Source organism: Peribacillus sp. FSL K6-5616, assembly GCF_038008245.1.
GTDB lineage: Bacteria > Bacillota > Bacilli > Bacillales > DSM-1321 > Peribacillus > Peribacillus frigoritolerans.
This window is the reverse complement of the sequence record NZ_JBBOYT010000001.1, coordinates 3,670,617-3,695,096: the sequence shown is the minus strand read 5'-3', so window position 1 is coordinate 3,695,096 and position 24,480 is coordinate 3,670,617. Positions and strand designations below refer to the sequence as shown.

The following is a 24,480-nucleotide window of genomic DNA, read 5'->3' as shown; positions in this document are numbered from 1 at the left end:
TAATCTAAATCGTAATCAATACGATTTTAAAACAGCCAATAAAAATAGTTGAGGTAATGGGGGAAATATATCGTGTTCAGAAAATGTAAATTGATTTTTATTGCATGTTTATCATTCTTTCTTTTGGCTGCTTGTTCCACCGAGTCTGCGAAGGATCAAGCAAGAGGGAAGAAAGAAGTGAACTTGCTTTTTAATTTTGCGACTAGCTCGCTTGATCCGAATGTTGATACTAGTTATGTGTCGCTTAGGGCTGGCATCACTGAGACATTGGTCCATCTCAATGATGAGGATTTGACCATCGAACCTTGGCTGGCGAAGAGCTGGGATAGCAAGGATGGTCAATTATGGAATTTTGAATTAAGGGAGGGTGTGACGTTTCAGAATGGAAAGCCGATGGATGGCAAAGCGGTGAAGGCTTCCTTGGAGAGGGCGATGAAAGATAGTCCGGCGATCAAGAATGCTTTGCGGATTGAGTCGATTGAAGCGGACGGGAATGCGCTGACCATTAAGACGGAGGTTCCTTTTCCTGAGTTTCCTTCTGAATTGGTTCATCCAAATACATCGATTATTGATGTGAAGGAAAGTGACTATATAAACAAGCCGATAGGAACCGGGCCATTTGCCGTTTCGAAATTCATACCAGGTACGGCTGTTGATTTAATCCGATATGAGTCTTACTGGGATGGAGCCGCAAAGCTTGAGAGAGCCAGGTTTTCGTTTAATGAAGATGCCAATGCACGGTCTCTTGCCCTTGAATCGGGAGACGCTGATATTGTTTTCCGTCCGGAAGTGGAAAGCCTGGAAAATTTAGAGGCGAAAGATGGTGTGAAGGTTGAATCGACATCGACTTTCCGCGTACATCAAATGACGATGAATTTGGAACGTAAAGCATTGCAGGACATACACGTGCGGAAGGCGGTTGATGCCTTGATCGATCGTTCATCCATTGCGGAAACGATTTTACATGGTCATGCAGAAGTGGCGACGGGGCCATTCCCATCCACTTTCTCTTTTGCTCCGGATTATCCGAAAAAAGCCAATGGAATGGAAGCCGCTAAGGCGTTTCTTGATCAGGCGGGATATAAGAAAGTGGATGGTGTCATGCAAAAAGACGGTAAACCGTTAACGTTTACACTACTTACATACAGTTCACGTGCCGACCTGCCGTTAATTGCCCAAGTTTTTCAATCGGATGCCGGTCAGTTGGGGATTGATGTGAAAATCAAGCAAATAGAAATCCCTGAAGAGTATATGGCTTCCAATCGCGATTGGGATTTAACGACCTACAGCAATTTAACGGCTCCGAGAGGGGATGCCGGTTATTATTTAAATGCTACTTATCATCCAAAGGGTGCCTTGAACTTCAGTGGGGCTGATGATGATCGCCTGACGTCCCTGATTGATGAGCTGAACGTGACGGTCGGGCAGGAGGAGCGCTCGGATTTAGCTGAGGAGATTGCGATGTATGTGGATGAACAAGTGTATAATTCATTCATTTTACATCCGAATACACTTGTTGCTTATGATGCCGATAAAGTTAAAAACTGGATCACTTCGAGAAGCGAATACTACATGCTGACGAATGAATTGGATGTGAAGTGAATGCTTCGCATCTTAGTCCGCCGATTCATTGAGGTCGCGATTTTTGTTCTTGTGATTACATTCATTTCTTTCCTTTTTGTTAGGCTTGCTCCAGGCGACCCGGTTCTCTCGATACTCCAAGTGGATGATGTGTCGGTCACAAACGAGCAAGTCAATGAGCTTCGTGAAGAATTAGGGTTCAATGATCCGCTGTTCGTGCAGTATGGCAATTGGTTTGCGGACTTTATCCGGTTGGATTTCGGGCATTCCTACCTGACGAATCAGCCTGTGATGGAAATGATCATGAGCGGGCTGCCTGCAACACTTGAGCTGGCGGTTGGTGCATTGCTTGTCATGCTTGGTATAGCGATTCCGTTAGGTTCGCTTGCTGCCTTGTACAGGGGGAGCTGGATCGATCAATTCAGCCGGGCCGTTTCTTTATTGGGGGCAGCCATTCCTAGCTTTTGGCTGGGGCTGCTTTTGATAGATTTATTTGCGGTACGATGGGGAGCCCTTCCAACGATGGGCAGGGACGGGTTTCGTTCTTTTATTCTGCCGTCGGTCACGCTGGGGCTGGCCATCACAAGTGTGTACGTCCGTTTGCTGCGTTCGAGTTTGATAGATTCCCTCAGTCATGATTTCATCAGGGCTGCCCGATCTAGGGGGATTTCAGAGATGCGGATATTCTTTGCCCATGCATTTCGTTATAGCTTGCCCCCGGTCATTACCGTATTCGGCGTCAGCCTTGGCAGCCTGATCGGCGGTGTAGTCGTGATTGAAGTTATTTTTGCCTATCCGGGCATAGGTAAGATGGTCGTGGACTCGATTCGGTCGCGGGATTATCCAGTCATCCAAGGGTACCTGCTGGTCATGGCCATCATTGTATTCATGGTTAATAGTGCCGTTGATTTATCTTATCGTTATTTAAATCCGGAGCTAAGACTGAAGGAAAGGAAACATGGAAAATGGAGTTAGTTATCAAAGAAAAATCCAAAAGGCGCTGGGGAATGCCCGTCCTATTTACGGTGATGGCGACAGTCCTTGCCGTTGCGGCTTACACCTTTCTTATTCTGAAACATGATCCGGCACTGGTCAATCTGGAAGAAAGGCTATGGCCGGCGAGCATGGAACATCCGTTAGGGACGGATCATCTAGGGCGTGATGTATTGACGCGCCTTCTGCTTGGCGCACAGCTGACGGTTGGCTACGGCCTCTTATCTTTGTTTGCCGCAGTTATCATCGGCGTCCCGTTCGGGATGATTGCCGGTTTTAAAGGAGGTCTGATCGATCGGGTCTTCATGCGCATTGCCGACGCGTTTCTCGCCTTCCCAGATACGATCGTTGCCATTGTTCTTAGCGGTTTATTAGGTCCGGGAATCGAAAATCTCCTCTTGGCGATCGTTCTGGTGAAATGGGTGAATTATGCCCGGCTTGTGCGAAGTACGGTGATCACCGAACGTCAGAAGGAATATGTCACAGTTGCTAAAATCAATGGATTAAGTTCATTTGGGATCATGCGGAAGCATCTATTTCCGCACCTAATCGGGAATGTGCTTGTCCTTTCTAGCCTCGATTTAGGAAAAATCATTTTGCTCATATCTTCCTTATCATATATCGGGCTCGGTGCGCAGCCGCCGGCACCGGAGTGGGGAGCCATGCTGAATGATGCCCGTCCATATTTTCAATCCAATATGTTGCTGATGATTTACCCAGGGCTCGCCATTATATTTGTCGTTCTTCTAACCAACATGCTCGGTGATTATTTGCGCGATGCATTCGATGTGAAAAAGGAGGTGGGATCATGAGCATTTTATCCGTGAGGCAGCTGCATATCATGGGAAAGCAAAATCATATCGTCAAGGATCTTTCATTAGATGTGCAGGAGGGTGAGTGGTTCGCACTTGTCGGACAAAGCGGGAGCGGCAAAAGCATGACGGCCATGGCAATATGTCAGCTGCTTGCACCCAATCTTCAAGCAAAGGGGGAGATATGGTACGGGGAAAAGAATTTATTAACCCTATCTTCCTCAGAAATCAGGAAGGTTCGCGGAAAGCGCCTGGCCTATATTTTTCAAGATTACCAGGGTTCATTCACACCATTCCTTACCATCGGTCAGCATTTCGACGAATATCAGCGAACACATTTGAACCTTTCCAAAAAGGCAAGGAGGCAGCAAGCGGTCAATGCGCTCATATCGGTGGGCCTGAATGAAGATATCTACGGCAGATACCCTTTTCAATTAAGCGGCGGTCAGCTTCAACGCGTATCCATTTCAATGGCCCTGCTGCTTGAACCTGATATCTTGATAGCGGATGAACCGACCACAGCCTTGGACAGTGTATCTTCCTTTAAGGTTTTACAGCTATTATCAAAGCTCCAAAAAGAAACCGGATGTGCAATCTTGTTCATTACTCATGATTTACGTCATGTCAGGAAGTATGCGGACCGCATTGCGGTTATGAAAGACGGGTCCATCATAGAGACCGGTGATAAAAATCAGGTATTGAATCATCCGCAGCATGCTTATACGAATGAACTGATTCAATCATCGCCATCATTGAGGAGAATTCCATTTAAGCTTGAAGGAGTGTCAGGATGAGTTTATTAGACGTGCGAAATGTCCATAAAAGCTATGATAACGGAGTGGAAATACTAAGGAACGTGAATTTCAGCATGGAAAGGAAGGAATGCCTCGGGTTAGTGGGGGAGAGCGGCTGCGGAAAAAGCACACTGGCAAGACTCATCCTTCAGATTGAATCTTTTGACAAGGGCAGCATCCTATTTGAAGGAACCGAGCTGCAAAACAAAAGCGAACGCAGTTTAAAACCGTATCGCAAGAACATCCAGGCCGTTTTGCAAAATCCTGCATCGGCTTTAAATCCAAAACTAAGGATAAAGGATTCACTAATGGATCCATATCTTCAATTTGGCAGCCAGGTCAATTTGAAATATTTTACGTATACAAGTGAAGCGAACTTTATCGGACAGCTCCTGGAAACGGTGGAGCTTCCAAGGAGTTTTGCTGAACGTTACCCGCATGAGCTAAGCGGCGGACAAAAGCAGCGGGTGACCATTGCACGTGCAATCAGCATCGAACCGGCCCTCATTATATTGGATGAACCGGCTTCAAGCCTGGACGTGCTGTCGCAAGCGGCATTGCTGAAATTGTTAGGCGGGCTGCGGGAGACTTTGGACACCTCCTACCTTTTTATTTCTCATGATCTATCGGCTGTACAGGAGATGAGCCAACGGATCATGGTGATGAAAGGGGGTGTTATTGTGGATTCATTCGAAAAAGAACAGCTTTTTTGCAGCGATCGCCATTCATACACAAAAGAACTGATTTCGATGTTTGAATAATGAAGTTTGAGTTTTAAATCGTAATGATTTTGATTAAGTCGCAGTTTGATACTTAAGGAGGAAGTAAGGTGAACCATCGATCATATTTGGCCTTGGCCATTCCTCTGACCATATCGACGATAACGACGCCATTGATAGGCGCGGTGGACACCGCTGTTGTGGGTCAGTTGCCAAACCCTGCTTATTTAGGCGGCGTAGCTATAGGTACGGTTATATTCAATACCTTATATTGGCTGTTTGGTTTTTTACGTGTGAGCACTTCGGGATTTGCTGCACAAGCACTTGGGGCAAACGACGGAAAGCAAGGCGTTTTAGCCTTTTTAAGGCCTTTTATACTGGCGATTGTTGCAGGGGGAGGTTTCATCCTGCTTCAGGGGCCAATTGAACAGGTTTCCTTAACACTGATGAATCCCGATGCTGATGTGCGAAGATATGCGGCAGAATACTTCAGCATTCGAATATGGGGAATCCCATTCACTTTAATGAATTACGTCATATTGGGATGGCTGATGGGGATGTCCAAGATCAAGGTTTCGCTAGTTTTACAGGTGTTCATGAACCTGATGAACATTGCCTTGGATTTCCTATTTGTTCATGGATTCCAGTGGGGTGTGCCAGGGGTAGCGATAGCGACCCTCCTTTCGGAAGTGACCGCCTTTTTCATTGGACTGATCATTATTGTGAAAGCGTCGCCGCATCGAATGGAAATGCCCCCGTTGAAAGAGATGTTCGATCCTTCATCCATTAAGAAAATGATGTCGGTGAATCGGGATTTATTCATCAGGACGCTTTGCCTGTTGGCAGTTTTTAATATCTTCACGGCAAAGGGGGCCTCATATGGGACGGAGATATTGGCGGCGAATGCCGTACTCATCCAAATTCACTATATGATGGCTTACTTCTTTGACGGGCTCGCAAATGCTTCAAGCATCCTTGTTGGAAAAGCGATTGGTGCGAGAGATAAGCACTTATATAAAAAGACCCTGATCCTGTCGTTGCAGTGGGGTGTTCTGTCCTCCATATTGCTCGCTGTCAGTTACTATTTATGCGGTAATGCCATCCTAGCACTTTTCACAAGGATACCAAGTGTCATCGAGCTGGCAAACATTTATGGAATCTGGCTTATTTTGTTTCCTTTAACGGCCAGTGTAGGCATCGTTTTCTACGGTGTTTTTACTGGGGCAACAGAAGCTGCCCCGATTCGTAACTCGATGATTTATTCCTTGATTGCCTTTATGATAACACTTTATATTTTTGTCCCTGCCTATCAAAACCATGCATTATGGCTGGCCTTTACAGTATTCAGCCTAGGACGTTCGGTATTTTTGGCATTGTATATACCACGGTTAAGCGAAAAAATATTTCCAAATAGGAGTGTGCGCCTTGAAAACGATCAAATGGTCTAGAAATCAGGAGAAAATCATTCATACATATATGGATACTTATAAAATTTTACTAGAAGAAGATGATTTATCACCAAATAACGAAATCATCAATCGCGTTTTGGCCGAACTGGTTTCGATGATATCGAAACCTTTGGACCAGCATGTGGCAGAAGAAATTCTTAACCATGATGAAATCCGATCGATTCGGGATACCATGCTTGGAAAGCTGGCGATTGCTGAAACATTGATGGAGAATCATTATGCCGAATTATTCGTTGGCAGTGTGAACTCCCTGGATGACCTCCGTTCTTTCATTTATTGGGATAACTACAAAGAACTGATTCAAACGGAAATCAATGAATTGAATAAGGTGAAAAATGATATTCGATCATTTGCATTTGTAGGGACGGGGCCTCTGCCATTAAGTCCTTTGCTGCTAAAACGGGAGTTGGGTGCGAAAATGACATGTCTCGATATTGATGAACAAGCCCATTCACTTGGCCGGCGCATCGTCCAAGAACTGGATAAAGAAGGGGATTCAGACTATATCTTGAATGATGGCGCCCTTCATGACTACACGGAGTTCGACCTGGTGTGGATTGCCAGCCTGGTTCCTAATAAAGAAGAAATAATGGAACGGATATATCAGACAAACCCTGATGCAACCGTCGCAATACGGTCGGTGGACGGCATTCATCAATTAATATATGAGCCCGTTGATGCAACAAAATTCAGTAAGGTGGCATGTGAGGAAGTCGGGAGAACCATTGCGGATTCTTTCATCATCAATTCAACCATTTATTACACATTTAAATAGTGGCACCATGGAACGAGTTGCTTCGGCAATTCGTTTTTATTTAGGGGAAAAAAGAAATTCCAATAAACTTACTTGACATTATAAGCTTATGAAAATATAATTACTTACATAAAGTAACCAACAAAAAGGAGAATTCATACATGAATAAAAATGATGCAGCCCACGTTTTTTTAAGGGTGATATTAGGTCTTACTTTTTTCATTCACGGCGTTTCAAAGTTCCAAGGGGGCTTAGGAAATACGGCGGGATTTTTTGATAGCCTTGGCATTCCTGGCTTCATGGCTTACATCGTTGCAGGAATCGAATTGATCGGAGGACTTGCGGTTATACTGGGTTTGGGAACACGAATCGTTTCCGTCCTATTTGCGGTCATTATGGCGGGGGCGATTTTCACGGCTAAATTACCTGCCGGTTTTCTAGGAAACGGGCAAGCGGCGGGTTACGAATTGGACTTGGCACTGCTTGCGATGTCTGTCTATCTAGCATGTGCCAACCGCACGGTTCTTTCTTTGGATAACGTGATTTTCAATAAAAAAGGGAAGTGACAATATGGAGAAATTTCACCAAAAACCAATTACATTTGTTGGCGAAGTCAGTATAAATGTTCTGGATTTGAATAAGGCCATTCTGTTTTATCAAGAAATCATAGGTCTTCAAGTATTGAAGAAAACCGACCGGCAAGCTGTTTTGACGACAGACGGAAAAACCCCGTTGCTGATACTTGAGCAGCCTGCGGATGTGATTCCGAAAGAAGGGCGGACGACGGGCTTATATCACTTTGCCCTGTTGCTGCCGAGCCGTGCCGACTTATCGATTTTTTTACGCCATTTACTTCAAACGAAATATCCATTTGGAGCGGCGGATCATGAAGTGAGTGAAGCGCTGTACATTACCGATCCGGATGGAAATGGCATCGAAGTATACTCTGACCGGCCATCAGCTGATTGGAGATGGGCTGGCGGGGAGGTCGAAATGGGCACGGATCCGTTGGATGGGAATGACCTGCTGAAAGAAAGCGATGGTGAGTGGAGCAAACTGCCTGCAGGTACCTTGATGGGGCATATACATCTGCATGTAGCGGATTTACGTAAAACGGAGGAGTTTTACATGCAAGGTCTTGGGTTTGCCGTCGTGAATCGATATGGAGGAGCGCTCTTTACTTCAACCGGCGGATATCATCATCACATCGGATTGAACACATGGAATGGCGTTGGTGCCCCTGCCCCGAAGGAAAATAGTGTGGGGCTAAACTGGTATACACTCGTTTATGCAGATGAAGAAGCGAGAAACAAAGTAACGGAGCAACTGGAAGGAATCGGGGCTGTCGTCACGGAAAAAGAAGGGTTTTTCGCTGTAACAGATCCATCAGGCAATGAGATTCATTTAGTGGTCTAAATGATAAGAATAATATAGAAAGCAATGGTGAGAGGATAATGGGATTCTTAAGCAGATTATTTGGAAATAAAGAAGCCGCTGCAGAGGAGAATGGGAAAATGACAAAAGTGTTATTCGTGAAAGTGAACGATCGTCCTGCAGATCAGGCAATCAGCTCGAAAATGTATGACTCATTCTTACAAACATATAAAGAGACACACCGTGCCGATGAAGTAACCGAGCTGGATTTATTTAAAGAAGATCTTCCTTACTATGGAAATACGGCGATTACCGGACTATATAAACGCAACCAAGGTCTTGAACTGACAGCTGAAGAGGAAAGTGCCGCAAAACTGGTTGACCAATATTTAAATCAATTCATGGCCATGGATAAAGTGGTATTCGCTTTCCCTCTATGGAACTCAACGGTTCCTGCACCGTTAATCACCTATCTTTCTTATTTGGCACAAGCAGGAAAAATGTTCAATTATACGGCGGAAGGTCCTGTCGGGTATGCTGGAGATAAAAAAGTCATGCTATTGAATGCCCGCGGTTCTGATTATGGATTAGAAGGAATGGCTTCCGCTGAAATGGCCGTGAGTTTAGTGAAAAATATCATTGGGCTATGGGGAATCAACAATCCGGAAACCGTGGTCATTGAAGGCCATAATCAGTATCCGGATCGGTCACAAAAAATCATCGCGGATGGTTTGGAAAAGGTTGCAAAAGCGGCTGAAGCATTCTGATTGCAAAGCGAAAAGAATAGCAGGCAAAGAAAGGCCTCCATATTAATGGGGGCCTTTAGACTGTAGACAAATTCGTGGAAAGCGACTTTGCCTGCATTTTTTTATTTGAAAAACATTTCAGCTGATTTCAGAAATCCGCTCCCTTTCCGCCGACTGTCTGCCAAGCCTCCTCGACGCAAGCGTCTGCGGGGTCTTGGCTAGCCAGTATTTCGGCAGGGGTCTCGCAAATTTCTTCAATGAGGGTTAATCCCATATAAATGAATACAAAATCATGGAGTATAACCAACTCTTGTTTTTAATTCATTGTAATCATTTCCTCGTTAAATTCTTGTTAGGGATTCGGAATGTGACCAACCTAAAGTTTTTATAAAAAACATTCCATTTGATTGGAGCGGGTGTTCGAGACTCCTGCGGGAAAAGCGAGTCCAAGGGAGACCCCACAGGCGCAAGGAGCGCCGAGGGCGGACCGCCCGCGGAAAGCGAGTGCCTGGAGTGGAGATCAACTTCCTAAACCCGCTCCCCTTCCGCCGGTAAACAAAAGGCCCTCCATATTAATGGGGGCCTTCTTTGTGCAGGGATGATGTTATTTGACCTGGTACTTTTTCAAACGGTATTGAAGGCTTTGGCGGCTAATATTCAGGGCCTTGGCTGCTTGGGAGATATTCATGCCATGTTCCTTCAATATCTTCTCCAAGTATTGCTTTTCAGTATTGGCGATATAATCATCAAGAGATAAGGTCGATTCCTGTAAATCTCCATTTGCATGAGTCTCTTTTCTTCCGGGATGAATGTCTTCCAAATGGGCTTTCTTCCTAAATAGAGCAGGAAGGTGGGTGATGGCAATCTTTGTATCGCCAGGTTCCATTAAATTCATGGCCCCCTCAATGATATGTTCAAGTTCCCTTACGTTCCCGGGCCAGTCGTAATCATAAAAAAGCGAGTAGACTTCTTCGCTGATCCCTTCTATATTCAATTCGAACAGCGCATTGAATTTCTCGATGAAGGATTGCGCCAGCAAAGGAATATCCTCTTTCCGTTCACGAAGAGGCGGGATGAATAACGAAACGACACTTAATCGGTAGTATAAATCCTTTCGTAAATGGTCATTTGAAATGGCATCTATCGGATCTTCATTTATCGTTGCAATGACCCTAACGTCAATTTTTTTATCCTTTGTATCCCCAACGCGGCGAATCGTCCTTTCTTGAAGGGCCCGTAATAATTTCGCTTGCATGTTCGGATTTAATGAGTTGATTTCATCTAGCAGGATGGTACCGCCCTGTGCCTGTTCGAATAATCCAGGCCGTTCAATCGATCCGGTGAAGGCGCCTTTCTTTGTGCCGAAGAGTATTCCTTCAATTAGACTATCTGGCAGGGCAGCACAGTTTTGGCTGATGAAAGGTTGTGTCGAACGGCTGCTGCCATTATGGATGCTTTGGGCGAAGAGCTCTTTTCCGGTGCCCGTTTCCCCAACGATGAGGATGGAGGATGCCGTCCTGGTCGAACGCTTGCTCTTTTCTATGACTTCCAGGAAATTTTCACTCGTTCCGATGATGCTGTCAAAGGTATATTTGGTATCGCCCTTATTCAATATATTATCTTTAATGATTCTTTCCAGATTCGTTATATCCTTTGCCACTTCAATGGCTCCGATGATATTTTGCTTTTGATCCAAAATCGGAAACGTATTATTGATTGTAGTAATTTCCTGACCAAGATTATTGAAATAGGTCTGCTTCGAGTTCTCGGTTGTCTTCCCCGAATGAAGTGCCCTTATTAATGTACTCTCCGTTTCTTCCTTGAATTTAAAGATTTCGTGGATCTTCTTCCCTAACACTTCTTCTGAATCCATTCCTTCGATTTCTGCCATTTTCTTGTTATATACAATCGTCCGCCCTTTTATATCGATTATATGTATCCCTGTATCGATTACATCCACAAGCGAATAGAGGATGGATTGGAAACCATCTATTTTAATGATTTGATCTAAATTCATGAATGCCTCCCGTTTTTCTTCTTTTCTTAGAGTTATTGTAGAGGAATTGAAGCAAAGGCGCAAATAAAATTTGCACAGCAAGATTATTTTGCATTGAAGTGCAAAAATATTTTGCGGAAAAAGTGCAAAAATGCTGTTTTTTATGGTTTTTCTAGTTGGCATGAAATTTGCATTAATAAAAAGTGTAAGATTTAAGCGACAAAAATAGGGATTAGAGCAAAAAATAATGGCATACTATGTCAATTTTGCCCTTAAAGTGCTGAATTTCATTGCGTTTTTAAAGAAAAAACATAATTTTTTCGAAAAAATGAAAAGTTGGCACGGAACTTGCTTGTTAAATAAGGGAGAAGTAAAAACATAAACTTAGGGAGATGAGACATAATGGTCCAACCATATAAACACGAACCATTTACTAATTTTAAAATCGAAGAAAACAATAAAGCTTTTCAAGCAGCATTGAATGATGTAGCTAATGATCTAGGGAAGAAATATCCGCTGATCATTAATGGTGAAAAAGTGTTTGCTGATGAAGTCATTACCTCTGTAAACCCAGCAAATAAAGAAGAAGTTATCGGAACCGTATCCAAAGCGAATAAAGATCTTGCTGAGCGAGCGATGCAAGCGGCAGATAAGACATTCCAAACTTGGAGAAAAACGAAAGCGGAAGTGCGTGCAAACATTTTATTCAGGGCTGCAGCGATCGTTCGCAGAAGAAAACACTATTTCTCGGCTCTATTGGTTAAAGAAGCAGGGAAGCCTTGGAATGAGGCGGATGCAGATACAGCGGAAGCGATCGACTTCATGGAATACTATGCACGTCAAATGCTGAAGCTTAAAGACGGCATGCCAGTGGAAAGCCGTCCGATTGAACACAATGCTTTCAATTATATTCCGCTTGGTGTCGGTGTCATCATCTCACCTTGGAACTTCCCGTTTGCGATCATGGCAGGCATGACGACGGCTGCTCTTGTTTCAGGTAATACAGTCTTATTGAAACCGGCCAGTACAACACCGGTCATTGCAGCTAAATTCATCGAAGTGCTGGAAGAAGCGGGCATGCCTGCAGGAGTTGTGAACTTCATTCCAGGAAGCGGTGCCGAAGTAGGCGATTATTTAGTAGATCATCCTCGTACACGTTTCATCAGCTTTACCGGATCTCGTGATGTCGGTATCCGTATTTATGAGCGTGCGGCAAAAGTACATGAAGGCCAAATCTGGTTAAAACGTGTCATCGCTGAAATGGGCGGTAAAGATACGATCGTTGTTGATAAAGAGGCTGATCTGGAATTGGCGGCACAATCAATCGTCGCTTCTGCATTCGGATTCTCCGGTCAAAAATGTTCTGCTTGTTCACGTGCTGTCATAGTGGAAGATGTATATGACCAAGTCTTGAATCGTGCCATTGAATTAACGAAAGAAAAAACGATCGGGGAACCAACAGATCTAAACAACTTCATGGGTCCGGTCATCGATCAAGCAGCTTTCGATAAAGTCATGAGCTACGTTGAAATCGGTAAAGAAGAAGGGAAAATCGTTACAGGGGGAGAAGGAGACAATTCAAAAGGTTTCTTCATCCAGCCAACTATCATTGCCGATGTGGATGAGAACGCTCGTGTCATGAAAGAAGAGATCTTCGGACCGGTGGTTGCATTCTGTAAGGCAAAAGATTTCAATCATGCAATCGAGATTGCCAATAACACGGATTATGGATTAACGGGTGCAGTCATCTCTAACAACATTGAACATATCGAACAAGCGCGTGAGGATTTCCACGTAGGTAACCTGTACTTCAATCGCGGCTGTACTGGTGCCATTGTAGGATACCAGCCATTTGGCGGATTCAATATGTCAGGTACGGATTCAAAAGCGGGCGGTCCTGATTATCTAGTTCTTCACCTTCAAGGTAAAACAACATCTGAAACGCTATAAATTTTAGGGGGAATCAACATGACAACTTTAACGGAAAAATTAATCGAGCAAACAGAACAATATGGTGCAAACAATTATAATCCACTTCCAATCGTCATTTCGAAGGCAGAAGGAGTTTGGGTGGAAGATCCTGAAGGCAACAAATATATGGATATGCTTAGTGCCTATTCAGCAGTGAACCAAGGCCACAGGCATCCGAAAATCATCGAAGAATTAAAAAAACAAGCTGATCGCGTAACATTGACATCCCGTGCATTCCATAGTGATAAATTAGGACCATGGTATGAAATGGTTTCACGCATTACGCAAAAAGACATGGCACTGCCTATGAATACAGGTGCTGAAGCCGTTGAAACAGCCATCAAAGCTGTTAGACGCTGGGGCTATGATGTTAAGGGAATCGCAGAAAACCAAGCTGAAATCATTGCTTGTATCGGGAACTTCCATGGCCGTACGATGGCAGCCGTGTCCTTGTCATCCGATGATGAATATAGAAGGGGCTTTGGACCGATGCTGCCAGGGATCAAGCTTATCCCTTACGGCGATCTTGATGCATTGAAAGAAGCGATTACACCGCAAACGGCTGGATTTTTAATCGAACCGATTCAAGGTGAAGCTGGAATCATCATTCCGCCACAAGGATTCTTAAAAGAAGCTTACGATTTATGTAAAGAAAATAATGTCCTATTCGTTTCTGATGAAATTCAGTCAGGACTTGGACGTTCAGGAAAAATGTTCGCCTCTGACTGGGATGGAGTAGTTCCCGATATGTACATTTTAGGTAAAGCGCTGGGCGGCGGGGTTTTCCCAATCTCTTGCGTAGCTGCGAACCGTGAAATCCTTGGCGTATTCAATCCTGGTTCCCATGGTTCTACATTCGGCGGCAATCCATTGGCATGTGCGGTTTCCATCGCTTCATTGGAAGTCCTTGAAGAAGAGAAGCTTGCGGAACGTTCATTGGAGCTTGGGCAATACTTTATGGATAGTTTAAAAGAAATCAAGAATCCAATGATTAAAGACATCCGCGGCCGAGGCTTATTCATCGGAGTCGAATTAACAGAAGCAGCAAGACCTTATTGTGAGCAGCTTAAAGAAGAAAAACTGCTATGTAAAGAAACACATGATACAGTTATCCGTTTTGCTCCGCCATTAGTGATTACTAAAGAAGACTTGGATTGGGCAATCGAACGCATTAAAAAAGTTTTATCCTAATATACCTATGAGGTGAATTCCATTGAGTACAACAATCAAAGAAGAAAAAGAAACTGCCAGCTTGCTTGATTCAACACAGGTCGTAATCAAGGAGGCACTGGATAAGCTTGGCTATTCTGAAGAAGTGTTCGAGCTTTTGAAGGAACCTCTGCGGATGCTGACCGTCCGGATTCCTATTAAGATGGATGACAATTCGACGAAGATTTTCACTGGATACCGTGCCCAGCACAACGATGCTGTCGGTCCGACGAAAGGCGGAATCCGTTTTCATCCTGAAGTCGATGAGGAAGAAGTCAAGGCGCTTTCAATGTGGATGAGTTTGAAATGCGGAATCGTGAATCTGCCGTATGGCGGAGGAAAAGGCGGCATCATCTGTGATCCGCGCCAAATGTCAATCGGTGAATTGGAAAGGCTTAGCCGTGGATACGTTCGGGCAATCAGCCAAATAGTGGGGCCGACTAAAGATATCCCGGCCCCGGATGTTTATACGAATTCACAAATCATGGCATGGATGATGGACGAGTACAGTAGAATAAGGGAACACGATTCTCCTGGTTTCATTACAGGTAAGCCACTGGTACTGGGCGGTTCACACGGCAGGGAAAAGGCGACTGCACAAGGTGTCACCATCTGTATCGAGGAAGCGGCTAAGCGTAAGGGCATAGAATTGAAAGGTGCACGCATCATCGTCCAAGGGTTTGGGAACGCAGGAAGCTTTTTGGCCAAATTCATGCATGATGCAGGTGCAAAAGTGATTGGCATATCGGACGCATATGGTGCCATCTATAAACCTGAGGGTCTGGATATCGATTACTTACTTGATAAAAGGGATAGCTTTGGAACGGTAACGACACTATTCGATCATACAATCACAAACCAGGAGCTTCTGGAACAAGATTGTGATATTTTAGTGCCTGCTGCCATTTCCAATCAAATCACCAAAGAAAATGCACATCTTATCAAAGCCCAAATTGTCGTCGAGGCCGCGAATGGACCTACCACATTGGAGGCAACCAAAATCTTGACGGAACGCAATGTGCTTCTCGTACCTGATGTATTGGCAAGTTCAGGCGGTGTGACAGTTTCTTACTTCGAATGGGTTCAAAATAATCAAGGTTATTATTGGGAAGATGAAGAGGTCCAAACCAAATTAAAAGCGTTATTGGTCAACTCATTTAATCAAATATATGAAATGTCCGAGACGAGAAAAGTGGATATGAGGCTGGCAGCGTATATGGTGGGTGTCAGAAAAATGGCAGAAGCCTCGATATTCCGCGGCTGGGTATAAGCTATAGTCTAATAATGGGGAGTGGAGGAGTGATTCCGTGTTAAAACCGATTCATACCATCGAGTGTGCTCAAGATGGGACCGTCGAACAAGTTTACGTTCAAAAGGATTCCTATGTTTATGAATGGGAAAGGCTCTTTTTAGTGAAGACGGAAGATGGGAAATTGATTGATGTTTCAATAGGTGCCAGTGGTCACATTACTGAAATTAATGTTTCGGCAGGGGATCCTATTAATAGAAAGCTTCCTTTAGCTTTGCTCCAAGACGATTTTGTTATAACTGGCTCTGATTGATTATAGGAAAGAGGGTGTTCCAAAGGCGGAAGCGATTTCTGCTTTGGGATGCTCTTTTTTTGTTGTGATCATTTATAAGGCGGTGACAAAGCCAGGAAAAAGTTTGAAAAGAAAAAACGATGAGGGCTCGATCGTGGTGAGAAGAACATGAAGGACAATCCCACTTACGAAGATTCATCCCACACTTCAATCAGATCGTAAGGTCGATAAGTGGTGGGTAGTTCAACCATGCTGTTCGAAAGATTTTGGGATAGGGCCTGATCTACCTGGAAAAAGGAAAAAAGAACTAGATTAACATAAGGACTTTTAACCAAGATAAATACATGCTCCTTCGCTGGCCATACGTCTTAACAGGGTATGGTTCCGCGAAGGTATTTTTGATTTGGAAGGGCATATTGTCTTATTCCCGTTCATAAACTTTTACAAACCAGTACCTAGGCAAGAAAGGAGTGGATCATGGTTGCTCGAAACCGGTTGACTCTATCCGTGTGCGCTTTCTAGGAATTTAAGCCCACGACTAGAAGCTAGTATGTTAAAATACAAATTGAGATTTTGACATCAAATAAATGGCGTTTTTTCTGAATCGATCCAAATTCACAATAAAAAATTCAGAATTCCGCCGTTTAAAAGAAGGGAGTTAATCAGAGTATGAGAATCTCAGAATTAAAGAGGAAAGCCCTTCAGTCGTTAGGAGGTAAATGGGGAGTAACTGTTTCGCTTATGTTGCTGTTGTTCTTGATCAACCTCATTTTTCCTTTAATTGTCGAAGTGATCGGAAGCGGTGGTTTTTCAGAATGGCTCATGCAGGAAGACACACCGTTATGGTCCGATATCTTCAGCATGGTCTTTTCCATTGCCTTAATCCCGCTTACCATTTCAACCACTTGGTTCTACCTGAATTTAGTTAGGGAAGGGAATCCTGGCATTCCGGAAGTGTTCGCTATCTATAAAGATGGAAAAACCTCTTTCAAGCTTATTGGGGCATCCATCTTACAGGCAATTTTCATTTTTTTATGGTCATTATTATTAATCATTCCGGGTATCATCAAGGCCATCGCTTATTCGCAGCAGTTTTTCTTATTGAAGGATCATCCTGAATACACGGTGCTTGAAGCCATTACAGAGAGCAAAAAAAGAATGAAGGGCTTGAAATGGAAGTATTTCCTTATGCACCTAAGCTTCATCGGGTGGGGCATCCTTTGCATGTTCACGCTGGGAATTGGTTTACTATGGTTGATTCCTTATGCAGGAACAACAACGGCTGCATTCTATGAAGAATTGATTGTGCCTCAAGAAGATATTGACGATGATCAACAAATAGAGGGATAAAAGATTAACCGAAAGCATATGGCTATCGGTTTCAGACTGTAGACAAACTCGATTTTAATCGAGTGAACTGCCCCGTAAATGTTAGACACCAAACTAACATTTACGGGGTGTTTTTTATGGCATGTACAATTTGGACGTTGATTTACGCTCCAGGCACTCGCTTTCCACGAGCCTCCGGGGTCTCCCTAGACGCGCTTTTCCCGCAGGAGTCCCGCACCTTCCTCTCCAATCAGCTTTGTTATAAAAATTAGTTAGAAACCATACTGATGAGTTGAAGGTGTTGGTTTGGGAACATCATTTGATCAAAGTCACGTTTTCCGAACCCCTTTTGTCTACAAACTGCAATCAGTAGCAAAAGGCTATCGGTTTTTTATTCCCGTTTCTCCTTAAAAAGGTTAAATTGTTCATTTTGCCTGGTGTATAATAGAATATTGAGAATGCCATTTAGGGGGATTACATAGTGAGTGGGTATAATATTGCGGATCTGGTATACCAATTGTTTTGCCTTTTATTTCTAATCCTGATCATCGTTGGGACCGTATCCCTTTTCCGTTCCATCAAGCACCGTAAAACCAGACTGGATATCATGGAAAAGAAAATGGATGATTTGCATGAACTGATTAAAAGGGGAAAAAATTGACGGCGGCATCGTGCAGGCGTTCAAGCTGCAGGTAAACTCGAAGAAAAGCGAGTTTGCCTGCAGTTTTTTTATTTAATCAGCTTGATTTCAGAAATAATATTTTTATTTTAAATCATGGTTATCACCTGTAATAGCTTGATGGGCATTCGGCAGGAAACCATTCCGAACCCTATGTTTGTGCAGTTTTTATTATTTGAAAAACGTTCTAATCAACGTGATCCACAAACTCAGGTAAGCACAAAAAAATTATACTAAAATAACTTAGTGGAAAGCGCTGTCTCCAAATTTGAAAAAAGAGGATTGGATTTTAGCATCGATTGAGAGACATAAAAAAATAGAAAAAGAAAGGGAATTGTCAAAAATAAGCAGTTTTACATAGGGGTGTCGGGATTGTGGGGCAAATTTCATGTAAGGCCGCTGGTATGGAAGATGCATGGTTTGTTGCGGTGTTTTACCCTATAATGGAATAGATGTGTATTTAAGGATTTGGTGAAAAAGTCTATCAGGAATGCTCGGCCCTATAACAAATCGACGGAGATGGAGAATGCTTCACATTCGGTCCTTTTGTTAGGTACTTTTGAGAAGTGGGAGGAGTCGGTATCATGAAAGAAGTTATTGCAGTAAAAGAAATTACTAGGTTTAAAACAAGGGCGGAGGAATTTAGCCCGTACGCTTGGTGTAAAAGGATGTTAGAAAATGACCCTGTGAGTTATCACGAAGGAACGGATACGTGGAATGTCTTTAAATATGAAGATGTGAAGCGGGTTCTCAGTGATTATAAACATTTTTCAAGTGTTCGGAAACGGACGACGATTTCGGTTGGAACGGATAGTGAGGAAGGTTCTGTGCCTGAAAAGATCCAAATCACTGAATCGGATCCACCTGATCATAGAAAACGCCGTTCACTGCTGGCAGCAGCATTCACACCTAGAAGTCTTCAAAACTGGGAACCTCGCATTCAGGAAATTGCAGATGAATTGATTGGACAAATGGATGAGGGAACGGAAATCGATATTGTGGCATCATTGGCGAGTCCGCTTCCGATCATTGTCATGGCCGATTTGATGGGCGTTCCCTCGAAAGATCGTTTATTGTTTAAGAAATGGGTGGATACCTTATTCCTTCCTTTTGATAGAGAAAAACAAGAAGAAGTAGATAAATTGAAGCAAGTGGCAGCAAAAGAATACTATCAGTATTTGTATCCGATTGTTGTGCAAAAACGATTGAACCCGGCGGATGATATCATCTCAGATCTATTGAAGTCGGAAGTGGATGGGGAAATGTTTACGGATGATGAGGTTGTCCGGACGACCATGCTGATTTTAGGTGCAGGAGTCGAGACAACCAGTCATTTATTGGCCAATAGCTTTTATTCGCTGCTATATGATGACAGAGAAGTTTATCAAGAGTTACATGAAAACCTGGATTTAGTTCCGCAGGCGGTCGAAGAAATGCTCCGTTTCCGATTCAATCTTATTAAATTGGATCGCACTGTAAAGGAAGATAACGATCTATTGGGAGTGGAATTGAAAGAAGGGGATAGCGTGGTTGTTTGGATGAGTGCAGCTAATATGGACGAAGAGATGTTTGAAGACCCCTTCACACTTAATATCCACCGCCCTAACAATAAGAAACATCTCACATTCGGTAATGGCCCTCATTTCTGCCTCGGAGCGCCGCTAGCCAGGCTGGAAGCGAAGATTGCGCTAACTGCATTCCTGAAGAAATTCAAGCATATTGAAGCGGTGCCATCGTTCCAGTTAGAAGAGAATCTTACCGATTCAGCGACAGGGCAAACTTTGACATCACTACCGCTTAAGGCAAGCCGCATGTAAAAAATGAAAAACCTTGTGCCCTAACCTGCATAAGGTTTTTTTCTTTTTGCATGTTGAATGGTATGCGTTAAATATGTTCCTGACACTCCTTGAAACGTTCGGCAGGAAATCTTATAGTAACCTGAAGTTGAGGTGACAATGACGAATAGAGTAGTATGATAAAGTAGAAAATTTTGTGCCCAGGCATGTTCCCCGAATTAGGTTGGCGGGCGATGAAGCAATTACACCCACCATGCAATGAAGAAGATATGATAAAATAGAAATTTCCAGATGAAACAGTTTTAATAAGTGAAAGGATGTTATTATGAAATTAAAGCAGCAATTAACCATTGCCTTTATAATAAGTGTACTTTCTTTAATCGGGTTCAGTTTCATGGCATTTACCATAAGTGCAAATGAATACCTGAAATTTGATGAAGATGTGATTTCCTTGGTGCAGGGATGGGAGTCCCCTCTGCTGACGGACATCATGAAGTTCTTTACTTACATAGGTTCAACCGCTTCACTGATCATCCTTTCCTTGGTCATTTTGTTTTTCCTATATAGGGTTTTGAAGCATCGTTTGGAACTAGTCTTATTCACTGCAGTCATGGTGGGTTCACCTCTTCTCAATTTGATGGTTAAGCTATTCTTTCAACGCGCCCGGCCCGATTTACATCGACTCATCGATATAGGGGGATACAGTTTCCCTAGTGGACATGCCATGAATGCATTTTCTTTATACGGTATTCTTACATTTTTGCTATGGCGTCACATTACGGCTAGGTGGGCAAGGGTTCTATTGATTCTTTTCAGCATGTTGATGATCCTCTCGATAGGTATTAGCCGGATATACTTGGGGGTCCATTATCCTAGTGATATCATTGCCGGATATTTGGCGGGCGGTTGTTGGATTGCGATTTCCATCTGGTTTTTCCAAAGGTATCAAGACCGGCGGAAGAACAAAGATCGTTAATGAAGGGAGCAAGGTTATTGCAAGATAAGCAGCCGGCAGGTACAAGCCAGCTGTTGATTCAAGAAAGTTAGGAGCGTATTAAATGGAAAACTGGATTACGGAATTCATGAATGATTTTGGGTATATGGGAATCTTTCTATTAATAGCATTGGAAAATATTTTCCCGCCGATCCCGTCTGAGGTCATTCTTACTTTTGGCGGTTACATGACGACAAAAGCGGATATGACGATCATCGGTGTCGTGATCGCTTCGACCCTAGGGTCTGTGGCAGGGGCAGTCGTCCTTTATGGAATTGGTTTACTTCTTGATGTGAAGGTCATTGAAAAGTTCGTGGAAAGATGGGGCCATATTCTTCGGTTAACGGTATCGGACGTCCATAAGGCGAATTCATGGTTTGACAAATACGGGTCATGGACCGTGTTTTTCTGCAGGCTGGTTCCGCTGATCAGAAGTTTGATCTCGATACCAGCAGGGATGTCCCATATGAGTTTTTGGCTCTTCCTGCTATACACAACATCCGGAACATTAATTTGGAACATCATCTTGGTGAATATCGGGGCAGCTGTTGGCTCCTCGTGGGAAGATATTGTAGGGTACATGGACATTTATTCAAACATCGTATATGCGATACTGGCCTTGCTATTGATCGCTTTCGTTGTTTTGATTTTTAGAAGGAATAAAGGCAAAGTATAATCTCAGTTTAGTTGATTGGGCCGTTATCATCGGCATTCATTCCCTAACCGAATATGACCATTAAAGGCTGTCATTGCGACAGCCTTTTTCTTATTGGAGGAAGAAAACTGAACCCAGAATAAAGGGGGAGTGCTTTGGACAAAATGAGTGAAACGAAAAAGGAATGAGGTTCGGTGCTATGGCTTCTTTTTTCAAACAAAAGAGACAAGTGAAGCAACGTGAAAAGAAAAAGGAAGATGAAAGTCAATCCAAAAGCAAAACGCCTGATTATATTGAAAGTTCCCTTTCTGCCAATCTGGAAATCGTGAAGAAAAAGACGGGAAAAAGTCCCGACATCATTATCCGAACGTTGAAAATCGGGCAAAACCCGGAGATAAAAACAACTATTTTGTATGTGCAGGGTCTGATTGATAATCCTAGCGTTACGGACTTTATAATTGAATCAATCATGAAAAATCCTCACCTGTCAAAAAACATACTACCACTGGAAGCATTGGACATTATCTCTGAGGATGTAGTTTCCCTCGGTGGCGTAGAAAGGGTCACGGACTGGGAAAAGCTATTTTTGACATTATTATCTGGGGACAGCATCATTTTTGTTGATGGAGTAAACGTCGCCCTGGTTGCCAGTACAAGAGGAGGAGAGAAGCGATCGATTCAGGAGCCAAGCACGCATTTGACTGTCCGGGGATCTAGGGAAGGGTTTACGGAATCGAATGGAACGAACATCGCCATGTTACGCCGCATCATCAATACCCCGGATTTATGGATAGAGTCGATGAAAATAGGCACGGTGACTAAAACGGACGTTTCCATCATGTATATAAATGGGATCGCTAAGGAAGGAATTGTCGAGGAGGTCAAGAAGCGCTTAAATCGAATTAACATCGATAGCATTCTTGAATCAGGATATATTGAACAATTGATAGAAGACCAGGTCATGACCCCATTCCCAACCCTTAACCATACAGAAAGACCAGATATGGTCGCAGGAAACCTGCTGGAAGGAAGAGTGGCGATATTCGTAAATGGAACGCCTTTTGTCTTGATCGCCCCGGCATTGTTCGTACAATTTTTCCAATCTGTCGAAGACTACTATAATCGCTTCGACATTGCTTCAGCGACACGTTTTTTACGGATCATCGTTTTCATCATCTCGATAGTCGGGCCGGCTGTCTATGTTGCAGCCACGACCTTTCATCAGGAAATGATTCCAACGAAGCTGCTGGTCATTGTAGCAGCCCAAAGGGAAACGGTTCCTTTGCCTGCCGTCGTTGAAGCGCTTCTCATGGAAATGACCTTTGAAATATTAAGGGAAGCAAGCCTTCGGATGCCAAAGGCCGTTGGTTCGACGATGTCCATTGTCGGGGCATTGGTCATTGGGCAGGCGGCCGTCCAGGCTGGTATCGTATCGCCGGCAATGGTCATCATCGTCTCGATCACGGCGATTGCCAGTTTTGCAACCCCTTCTTATTCCATAGCGATTTCTGCCCGCATTGTGCGGTTCGGATTCATCATTTGTGCCGGCATGTTAGGTTTTTATGGGATGATTTTAGCCTTTATCATCCTTATTGTCCATTTATGCAGCCTGCGTTCACTTGGAGTTCCTTATATGACACCGCTCGCCCCTCTGAATCCGAAAGGGTTGGGCGACACATTCTTCAGAAGACCTATATGGGCATTCAAGGAAAGGCCGCAATTTTTGACCAATGAAAATAATCTGATCAGGGAAGGCGATAACCAAAGACCGCTGCCTCCTGAATCGCGTGGAATGAAAACTTCTGACGGGAAAAAAGGTGAAGGCAATGAATCGTAAAAGATTAGTTCTGCTCTTGATGATGTTGATCGCCGCCACATTCACCACAGGCTGTTGGGATAAAAGAGAGTTAAACGAAATGGCCATCGTCTCGGCGGTCGGACTCGACAAAAATAAAGAAGGAAAGTTAGTGGGAACTTTCCAAATCATTAATCCAGGAAATGTTGCCGGAGCTCTTCAGGGCGGCGGCGGAACGAATCCACCGATATCCATTTATAGGGCAACCGGAGATAATGTGCTTGAACTGGATAGCATCGCTTCAACTAAAATCTCCCGAGATATGTATTTTGCCCATGCCAACCTGATTGTCATAGGTGAGGAACTAGCAAAAGAAGAGGGTCTCAACAATATTTTCGATGCTTTTGAGCGCTCACCGGAATTCAGGGGAACTACGAGGGTCGTGATTGCCCGGGGTGTGAAAGCCAAGGATATTGTCGAAACGTTAACTGCAATAGATAAGGTATCTGCCGAGAAAGTCATTAGGACGATTGAAACCACTGAAAAAACCCAGGGGAAAAGTATTAGCATCAATCTCCAAGAGGTGATCAAGAATCTGCTTAGTACCGGAAAAGAACCGATAATAAGCGGTTTTACCGTGAGAGGAAACAAGGGTAAGGAAGATAAAATGGAGAATACCATGTCCTCGGATATTGAGGCAAACCCTATTGCAGCAGGGATAGGTGTTTTTAAAGATGGCAAATTGATTGACTGGCTGGATGGTGGTAGGGCATTAGGGTCAATGTGGGTATTGGATAGGATCGAAAATGCCCATTTAAACCTTGATTGGGAGGGTGAAAAAGAAGCAATCACCTATTCAGTTATTCGCCAAAAAACCAACATCGGGGCAAAATTGGTAAACGGCAAACCGAAAATATCGATAAAGGTGCGTGCAGAAGGAGATATCCGGGAAGTGAATGTTCCTTTGAATCTAACCGATATGCATGTCCTGATAGATATTGAAAAGAAGTTAGCGAAAGACTTGGAGAAAGAGATGGAAGACGCAATCGTTCGGGCACAAAAAAATAAATCCGATATTTTTGGCTTTGGGGAGCTCATGCACGAATCCCATCCGAAAGAATGGAAGAAACTAGAGAAAAACTGGGACGACGATACTTTTCCTAAACTGGCAGTTGATGTGCAGGTAGAAACTTTCATTCGCCGTACCGGATTGCGTAATAAGCCGTATCTATCGAATTTAAAAAAGGATGAACAATAAAGGAAAGGAAGTGGC

At 43.6% G+C, this 24,480-nt stretch carries 22 protein-coding genes; 21 read left to right on the top strand and 1 reads right to left on the bottom strand.

Going from position 1 to position 24,480, the window contains the following annotated elements:
- The first annotated feature begins 72 nt into the window (after window positions 1-72).
- The 10 genes from nikA (at window position 73) to MHB45_RS17710 (ending at window position 9,263) form a co-directional block, all read left to right on the top strand.
- Window positions 73-1,602: a nickel ABC transporter substrate-binding protein gene (gene nikA / locus MHB45_RS17755; protein WP_048683195.1), complete on the top strand. Its 1,530-nt coding sequence runs from the start codon at window positions 73-75 to the stop codon at window positions 1,600-1,602.
- On the top strand, window positions 1,603-2,556 hold the full coding sequence (gene nikB / locus MHB45_RS17750; protein ID WP_253349814.1) for a nickel ABC transporter permease: 954 nt from the start codon (window positions 1,603-1,605) through the stop codon (window positions 2,554-2,556). It abuts the gene before it with no gap.
- Complete coding sequence (gene nikC, locus MHB45_RS17745) at window positions 2,547-3,386, top strand: nickel transporter permease (protein WP_048683204.1); 840 nt, start codon at window positions 2,547-2,549, stop codon at window positions 3,384-3,386. The genes nikB and nikC overlap by 10 nt, the downstream gene beginning before the upstream one ends.
- Entirely contained in the window at window positions 3,383-4,180 is a 798-nt protein-coding gene (locus MHB45_RS17740; RefSeq protein ID WP_048683210.1) for an ABC transporter ATP-binding protein, read from the top strand. Before nikC ends, MHB45_RS17740 begins: the two co-directional genes overlap by 4 nt.
- Window positions 4,177-4,941 (top strand): ABC transporter ATP-binding protein, encoded by a 765-nt coding sequence (locus MHB45_RS17735; RefSeq protein ID WP_048683213.1) that lies wholly within the window; start codon window positions 4,177-4,179, stop codon window positions 4,939-4,941. Before MHB45_RS17740 ends, MHB45_RS17735 begins: the two co-directional genes overlap by 4 nt.
- Before the next feature lie 68 nt (window positions 4,942-5,009).
- Window positions 5,010-6,347, top strand: a complete 1,338-nt coding sequence (locus MHB45_RS17730) for an MATE family efflux transporter (protein WP_048683215.1) — start codon at window positions 5,010-5,012, stop codon at window positions 6,345-6,347.
- The gene (locus MHB45_RS17725) at window positions 6,325-7,143 is read left to right on the top strand and encodes a nicotianamine synthase family protein (RefSeq protein WP_226990446.1); all 819 of its coding nucleotides are present in this window, start codon (window positions 6,325-6,327) and stop codon (window positions 7,141-7,143) included. The genes MHB45_RS17730 and MHB45_RS17725 overlap by 23 nt, the downstream gene beginning before the upstream one ends.
- A 140-nt stretch (window positions 7,144-7,283) precedes the next feature.
- Complete coding sequence (locus MHB45_RS17720; RefSeq protein ID WP_048683218.1) at window positions 7,284-7,688, top strand: DoxX family protein; 405 nt, start codon at window positions 7,284-7,286, stop codon at window positions 7,686-7,688.
- A 4-nt stretch (window positions 7,689-7,692) separates the two neighbouring features.
- The gene (locus tag MHB45_RS17715; RefSeq protein ID WP_048683220.1) at window positions 7,693-8,538 is read left to right on the top strand and encodes a VOC family protein; all 846 of its coding nucleotides are present in this window, start codon (window positions 7,693-7,695) and stop codon (window positions 8,536-8,538) included.
- Window positions 8,539-8,576: 38 nt separating this feature from the next.
- On the top strand, window positions 8,577-9,263 hold the full coding sequence (locus tag MHB45_RS17710) for an FMN-dependent NADH-azoreductase (protein WP_048683221.1): 687 nt from the start codon (window positions 8,577-8,579) through the stop codon (window positions 9,261-9,263).
- A 583-nt stretch (window positions 9,264-9,846) separates the two neighbouring features.
- On the opposite strand, the gene MHB45_RS17705 is transcribed toward MHB45_RS17710, so the two are convergent.
- Window positions 9,847-11,259: a sigma-54 interaction domain-containing protein gene (locus MHB45_RS17705; protein WP_048686810.1), complete on the bottom strand. Its 1,413-nt coding sequence runs from the start codon at window positions 11,257-11,259 to the stop codon at window positions 9,847-9,849.
- A 381-nt stretch (window positions 11,260-11,640) separates the two neighbouring features.
- Here MHB45_RS17705 and pruA point away from each other — a divergent pair, with 381 nt between their 5' ends.
- The 11 genes from pruA to MHB45_RS17650 all read left to right on the top strand — a co-directional run bounded on the left by pruA (window position 11,641) and on the right by MHB45_RS17650 (window position 24,465).
- Entirely contained in the window at window positions 11,641-13,188 is a 1,548-nt protein-coding gene (pruA, locus tag MHB45_RS17700; protein WP_340908024.1) for an L-glutamate gamma-semialdehyde dehydrogenase, read from the top strand.
- A gap of 18 nt (window positions 13,189-13,206) precedes the next feature.
- On the top strand, window positions 13,207-14,400 hold the full coding sequence (locus MHB45_RS17695) for an ornithine--oxo-acid transaminase (protein WP_340908023.1): 1,194 nt from the start codon (window positions 13,207-13,209) through the stop codon (window positions 14,398-14,400).
- A 22-nt stretch (window positions 14,401-14,422) separates the two neighbouring features.
- Window positions 14,423-15,688 carry a Glu/Leu/Phe/Val family dehydrogenase gene (locus MHB45_RS17690; protein ID WP_048686806.1) on the top strand — a complete coding sequence of 422 codons (1,266 nt, stop codon included), beginning with the start codon at window positions 14,423-14,425 and terminating at the stop codon, window positions 15,686-15,688.
- A gap of 37 nt (window positions 15,689-15,725) precedes the next feature.
- Complete coding sequence (locus tag MHB45_RS17685) at window positions 15,726-15,980, top strand: hypothetical protein (protein WP_048686804.1); 255 nt, start codon at window positions 15,726-15,728, stop codon at window positions 15,978-15,980.
- Between the two features lie 648 nt (window positions 15,981-16,628).
- Window positions 16,629-17,309, top strand: a complete 681-nt coding sequence (locus tag MHB45_RS17680; RefSeq protein ID WP_048686802.1) for a DUF975 family protein — start codon at window positions 16,629-16,631, stop codon at window positions 17,307-17,309.
- Between the two features lie 460 nt (window positions 17,310-17,769).
- Complete coding sequence (locus MHB45_RS17675) at window positions 17,770-17,949, top strand: hypothetical protein (RefSeq protein WP_034309467.1); 180 nt, start codon at window positions 17,770-17,772, stop codon at window positions 17,947-17,949.
- Window positions 17,950-18,548: 599 nt separating this feature from the next.
- Window positions 18,549-19,784 (top strand): cytochrome P450, encoded by a 1,236-nt coding sequence (locus MHB45_RS17670; protein ID WP_048686812.1) that lies wholly within the window; start codon window positions 18,549-18,551, stop codon window positions 19,782-19,784.
- 304 nt (window positions 19,785-20,088) lie between these two features.
- On the top strand, window positions 20,089-20,739 hold the full coding sequence (locus MHB45_RS17665; protein WP_048686800.1) for a phosphatase PAP2 family protein: 651 nt from the start codon (window positions 20,089-20,091) through the stop codon (window positions 20,737-20,739).
- Between the two features lie 82 nt (window positions 20,740-20,821).
- Window positions 20,822-21,433, top strand: coding sequence for a DedA family protein (locus MHB45_RS17660; protein ID WP_048686798.1), 612 nt, complete (start codon window positions 20,822-20,824; stop codon window positions 21,431-21,433).
- Between the two features lie 178 nt (window positions 21,434-21,611).
- Entirely contained in the window at window positions 21,612-23,249 is a 1,638-nt protein-coding gene (locus tag MHB45_RS17655) for a spore germination protein (protein ID WP_048686796.1), read from the top strand.
- The gene (locus tag MHB45_RS17650) at window positions 23,239-24,465 is read left to right on the top strand and encodes a Ger(x)C family spore germination protein (RefSeq protein WP_048686794.1); all 1,227 of its coding nucleotides are present in this window, start codon (window positions 23,239-23,241) and stop codon (window positions 24,463-24,465) included. The genes MHB45_RS17655 and MHB45_RS17650 overlap by 11 nt, the downstream gene beginning before the upstream one ends.
- Window positions 24,466-24,480: the final 15 nt, after the last annotated feature.

Excerpts from the sequence above, each read along its gene's own strand:
- MHB45_RS17655 (WP_048686796.1), top strand. The coding sequence starts at position 21,612 with ATGGCTTCTTTTTTCAAACAAAAGAGACAAGTGAAGCAACGTGAAAAG.
- MHB45_RS17650 (WP_048686794.1), top strand. The coding sequence starts at position 23,239 with ATGAATCGTAAAAGATTAGTTCTGCTCTTGATGATGTTGATCGCCGCC.
- MHB45_RS17705 (WP_048686810.1), bottom strand. The coding sequence starts at position 11,259 with ATGAATTTAGATCAAATCATTAAAATAGATGGTTTCCAATCCATCCTC.
- pruA (WP_340908024.1), top strand. The coding sequence starts at position 11,641 with ATGGTCCAACCATATAAACACGAACCATTTACTAATTTTAAAATCGAA.
- MHB45_RS17660 (WP_048686798.1), top strand. The coding sequence starts at position 20,822 with ATGGAAAACTGGATTACGGAATTCATGAATGATTTTGGGTATATGGGA.
- MHB45_RS17710 (WP_048683221.1), top strand. The coding sequence starts at position 8,577 with ATGGGATTCTTAAGCAGATTATTTGGAAATAAAGAAGCCGCTGCAGAG.
- MHB45_RS17680 (WP_048686802.1), top strand. The coding sequence starts at position 16,629 with ATGAGAATCTCAGAATTAAAGAGGAAAGCCCTTCAGTCGTTAGGAGGT.
- nikB (WP_253349814.1), top strand. The coding sequence starts at position 1,603 with ATGCTTCGCATCTTAGTCCGCCGATTCATTGAGGTCGCGATTTTTGTT.
- MHB45_RS17695 (WP_340908023.1), top strand. The coding sequence starts at position 13,207 with ATGACAACTTTAACGGAAAAATTAATCGAGCAAACAGAACAATATGGT.
- MHB45_RS17665 (WP_048686800.1), top strand. The coding sequence starts at position 20,089 with ATGAAATTAAAGCAGCAATTAACCATTGCCTTTATAATAAGTGTACTT.
- MHB45_RS17720 (WP_048683218.1), top strand. The coding sequence starts at position 7,284 with ATGAATAAAAATGATGCAGCCCACGTTTTTTTAAGGGTGATATTAGGT.
- nikC (WP_048683204.1), top strand. The coding sequence starts at position 2,547 with ATGGAGTTAGTTATCAAAGAAAAATCCAAAAGGCGCTGGGGAATGCCC.
- MHB45_RS17740 (WP_048683210.1), top strand. The coding sequence starts at position 3,383 with ATGAGCATTTTATCCGTGAGGCAGCTGCATATCATGGGAAAGCAAAAT.
- MHB45_RS17715 (WP_048683220.1), top strand. The coding sequence starts at position 7,693 with ATGGAGAAATTTCACCAAAAACCAATTACATTTGTTGGCGAAGTCAGT.
- MHB45_RS17735 (WP_048683213.1), top strand. The coding sequence starts at position 4,177 with ATGAGTTTATTAGACGTGCGAAATGTCCATAAAAGCTATGATAACGGA.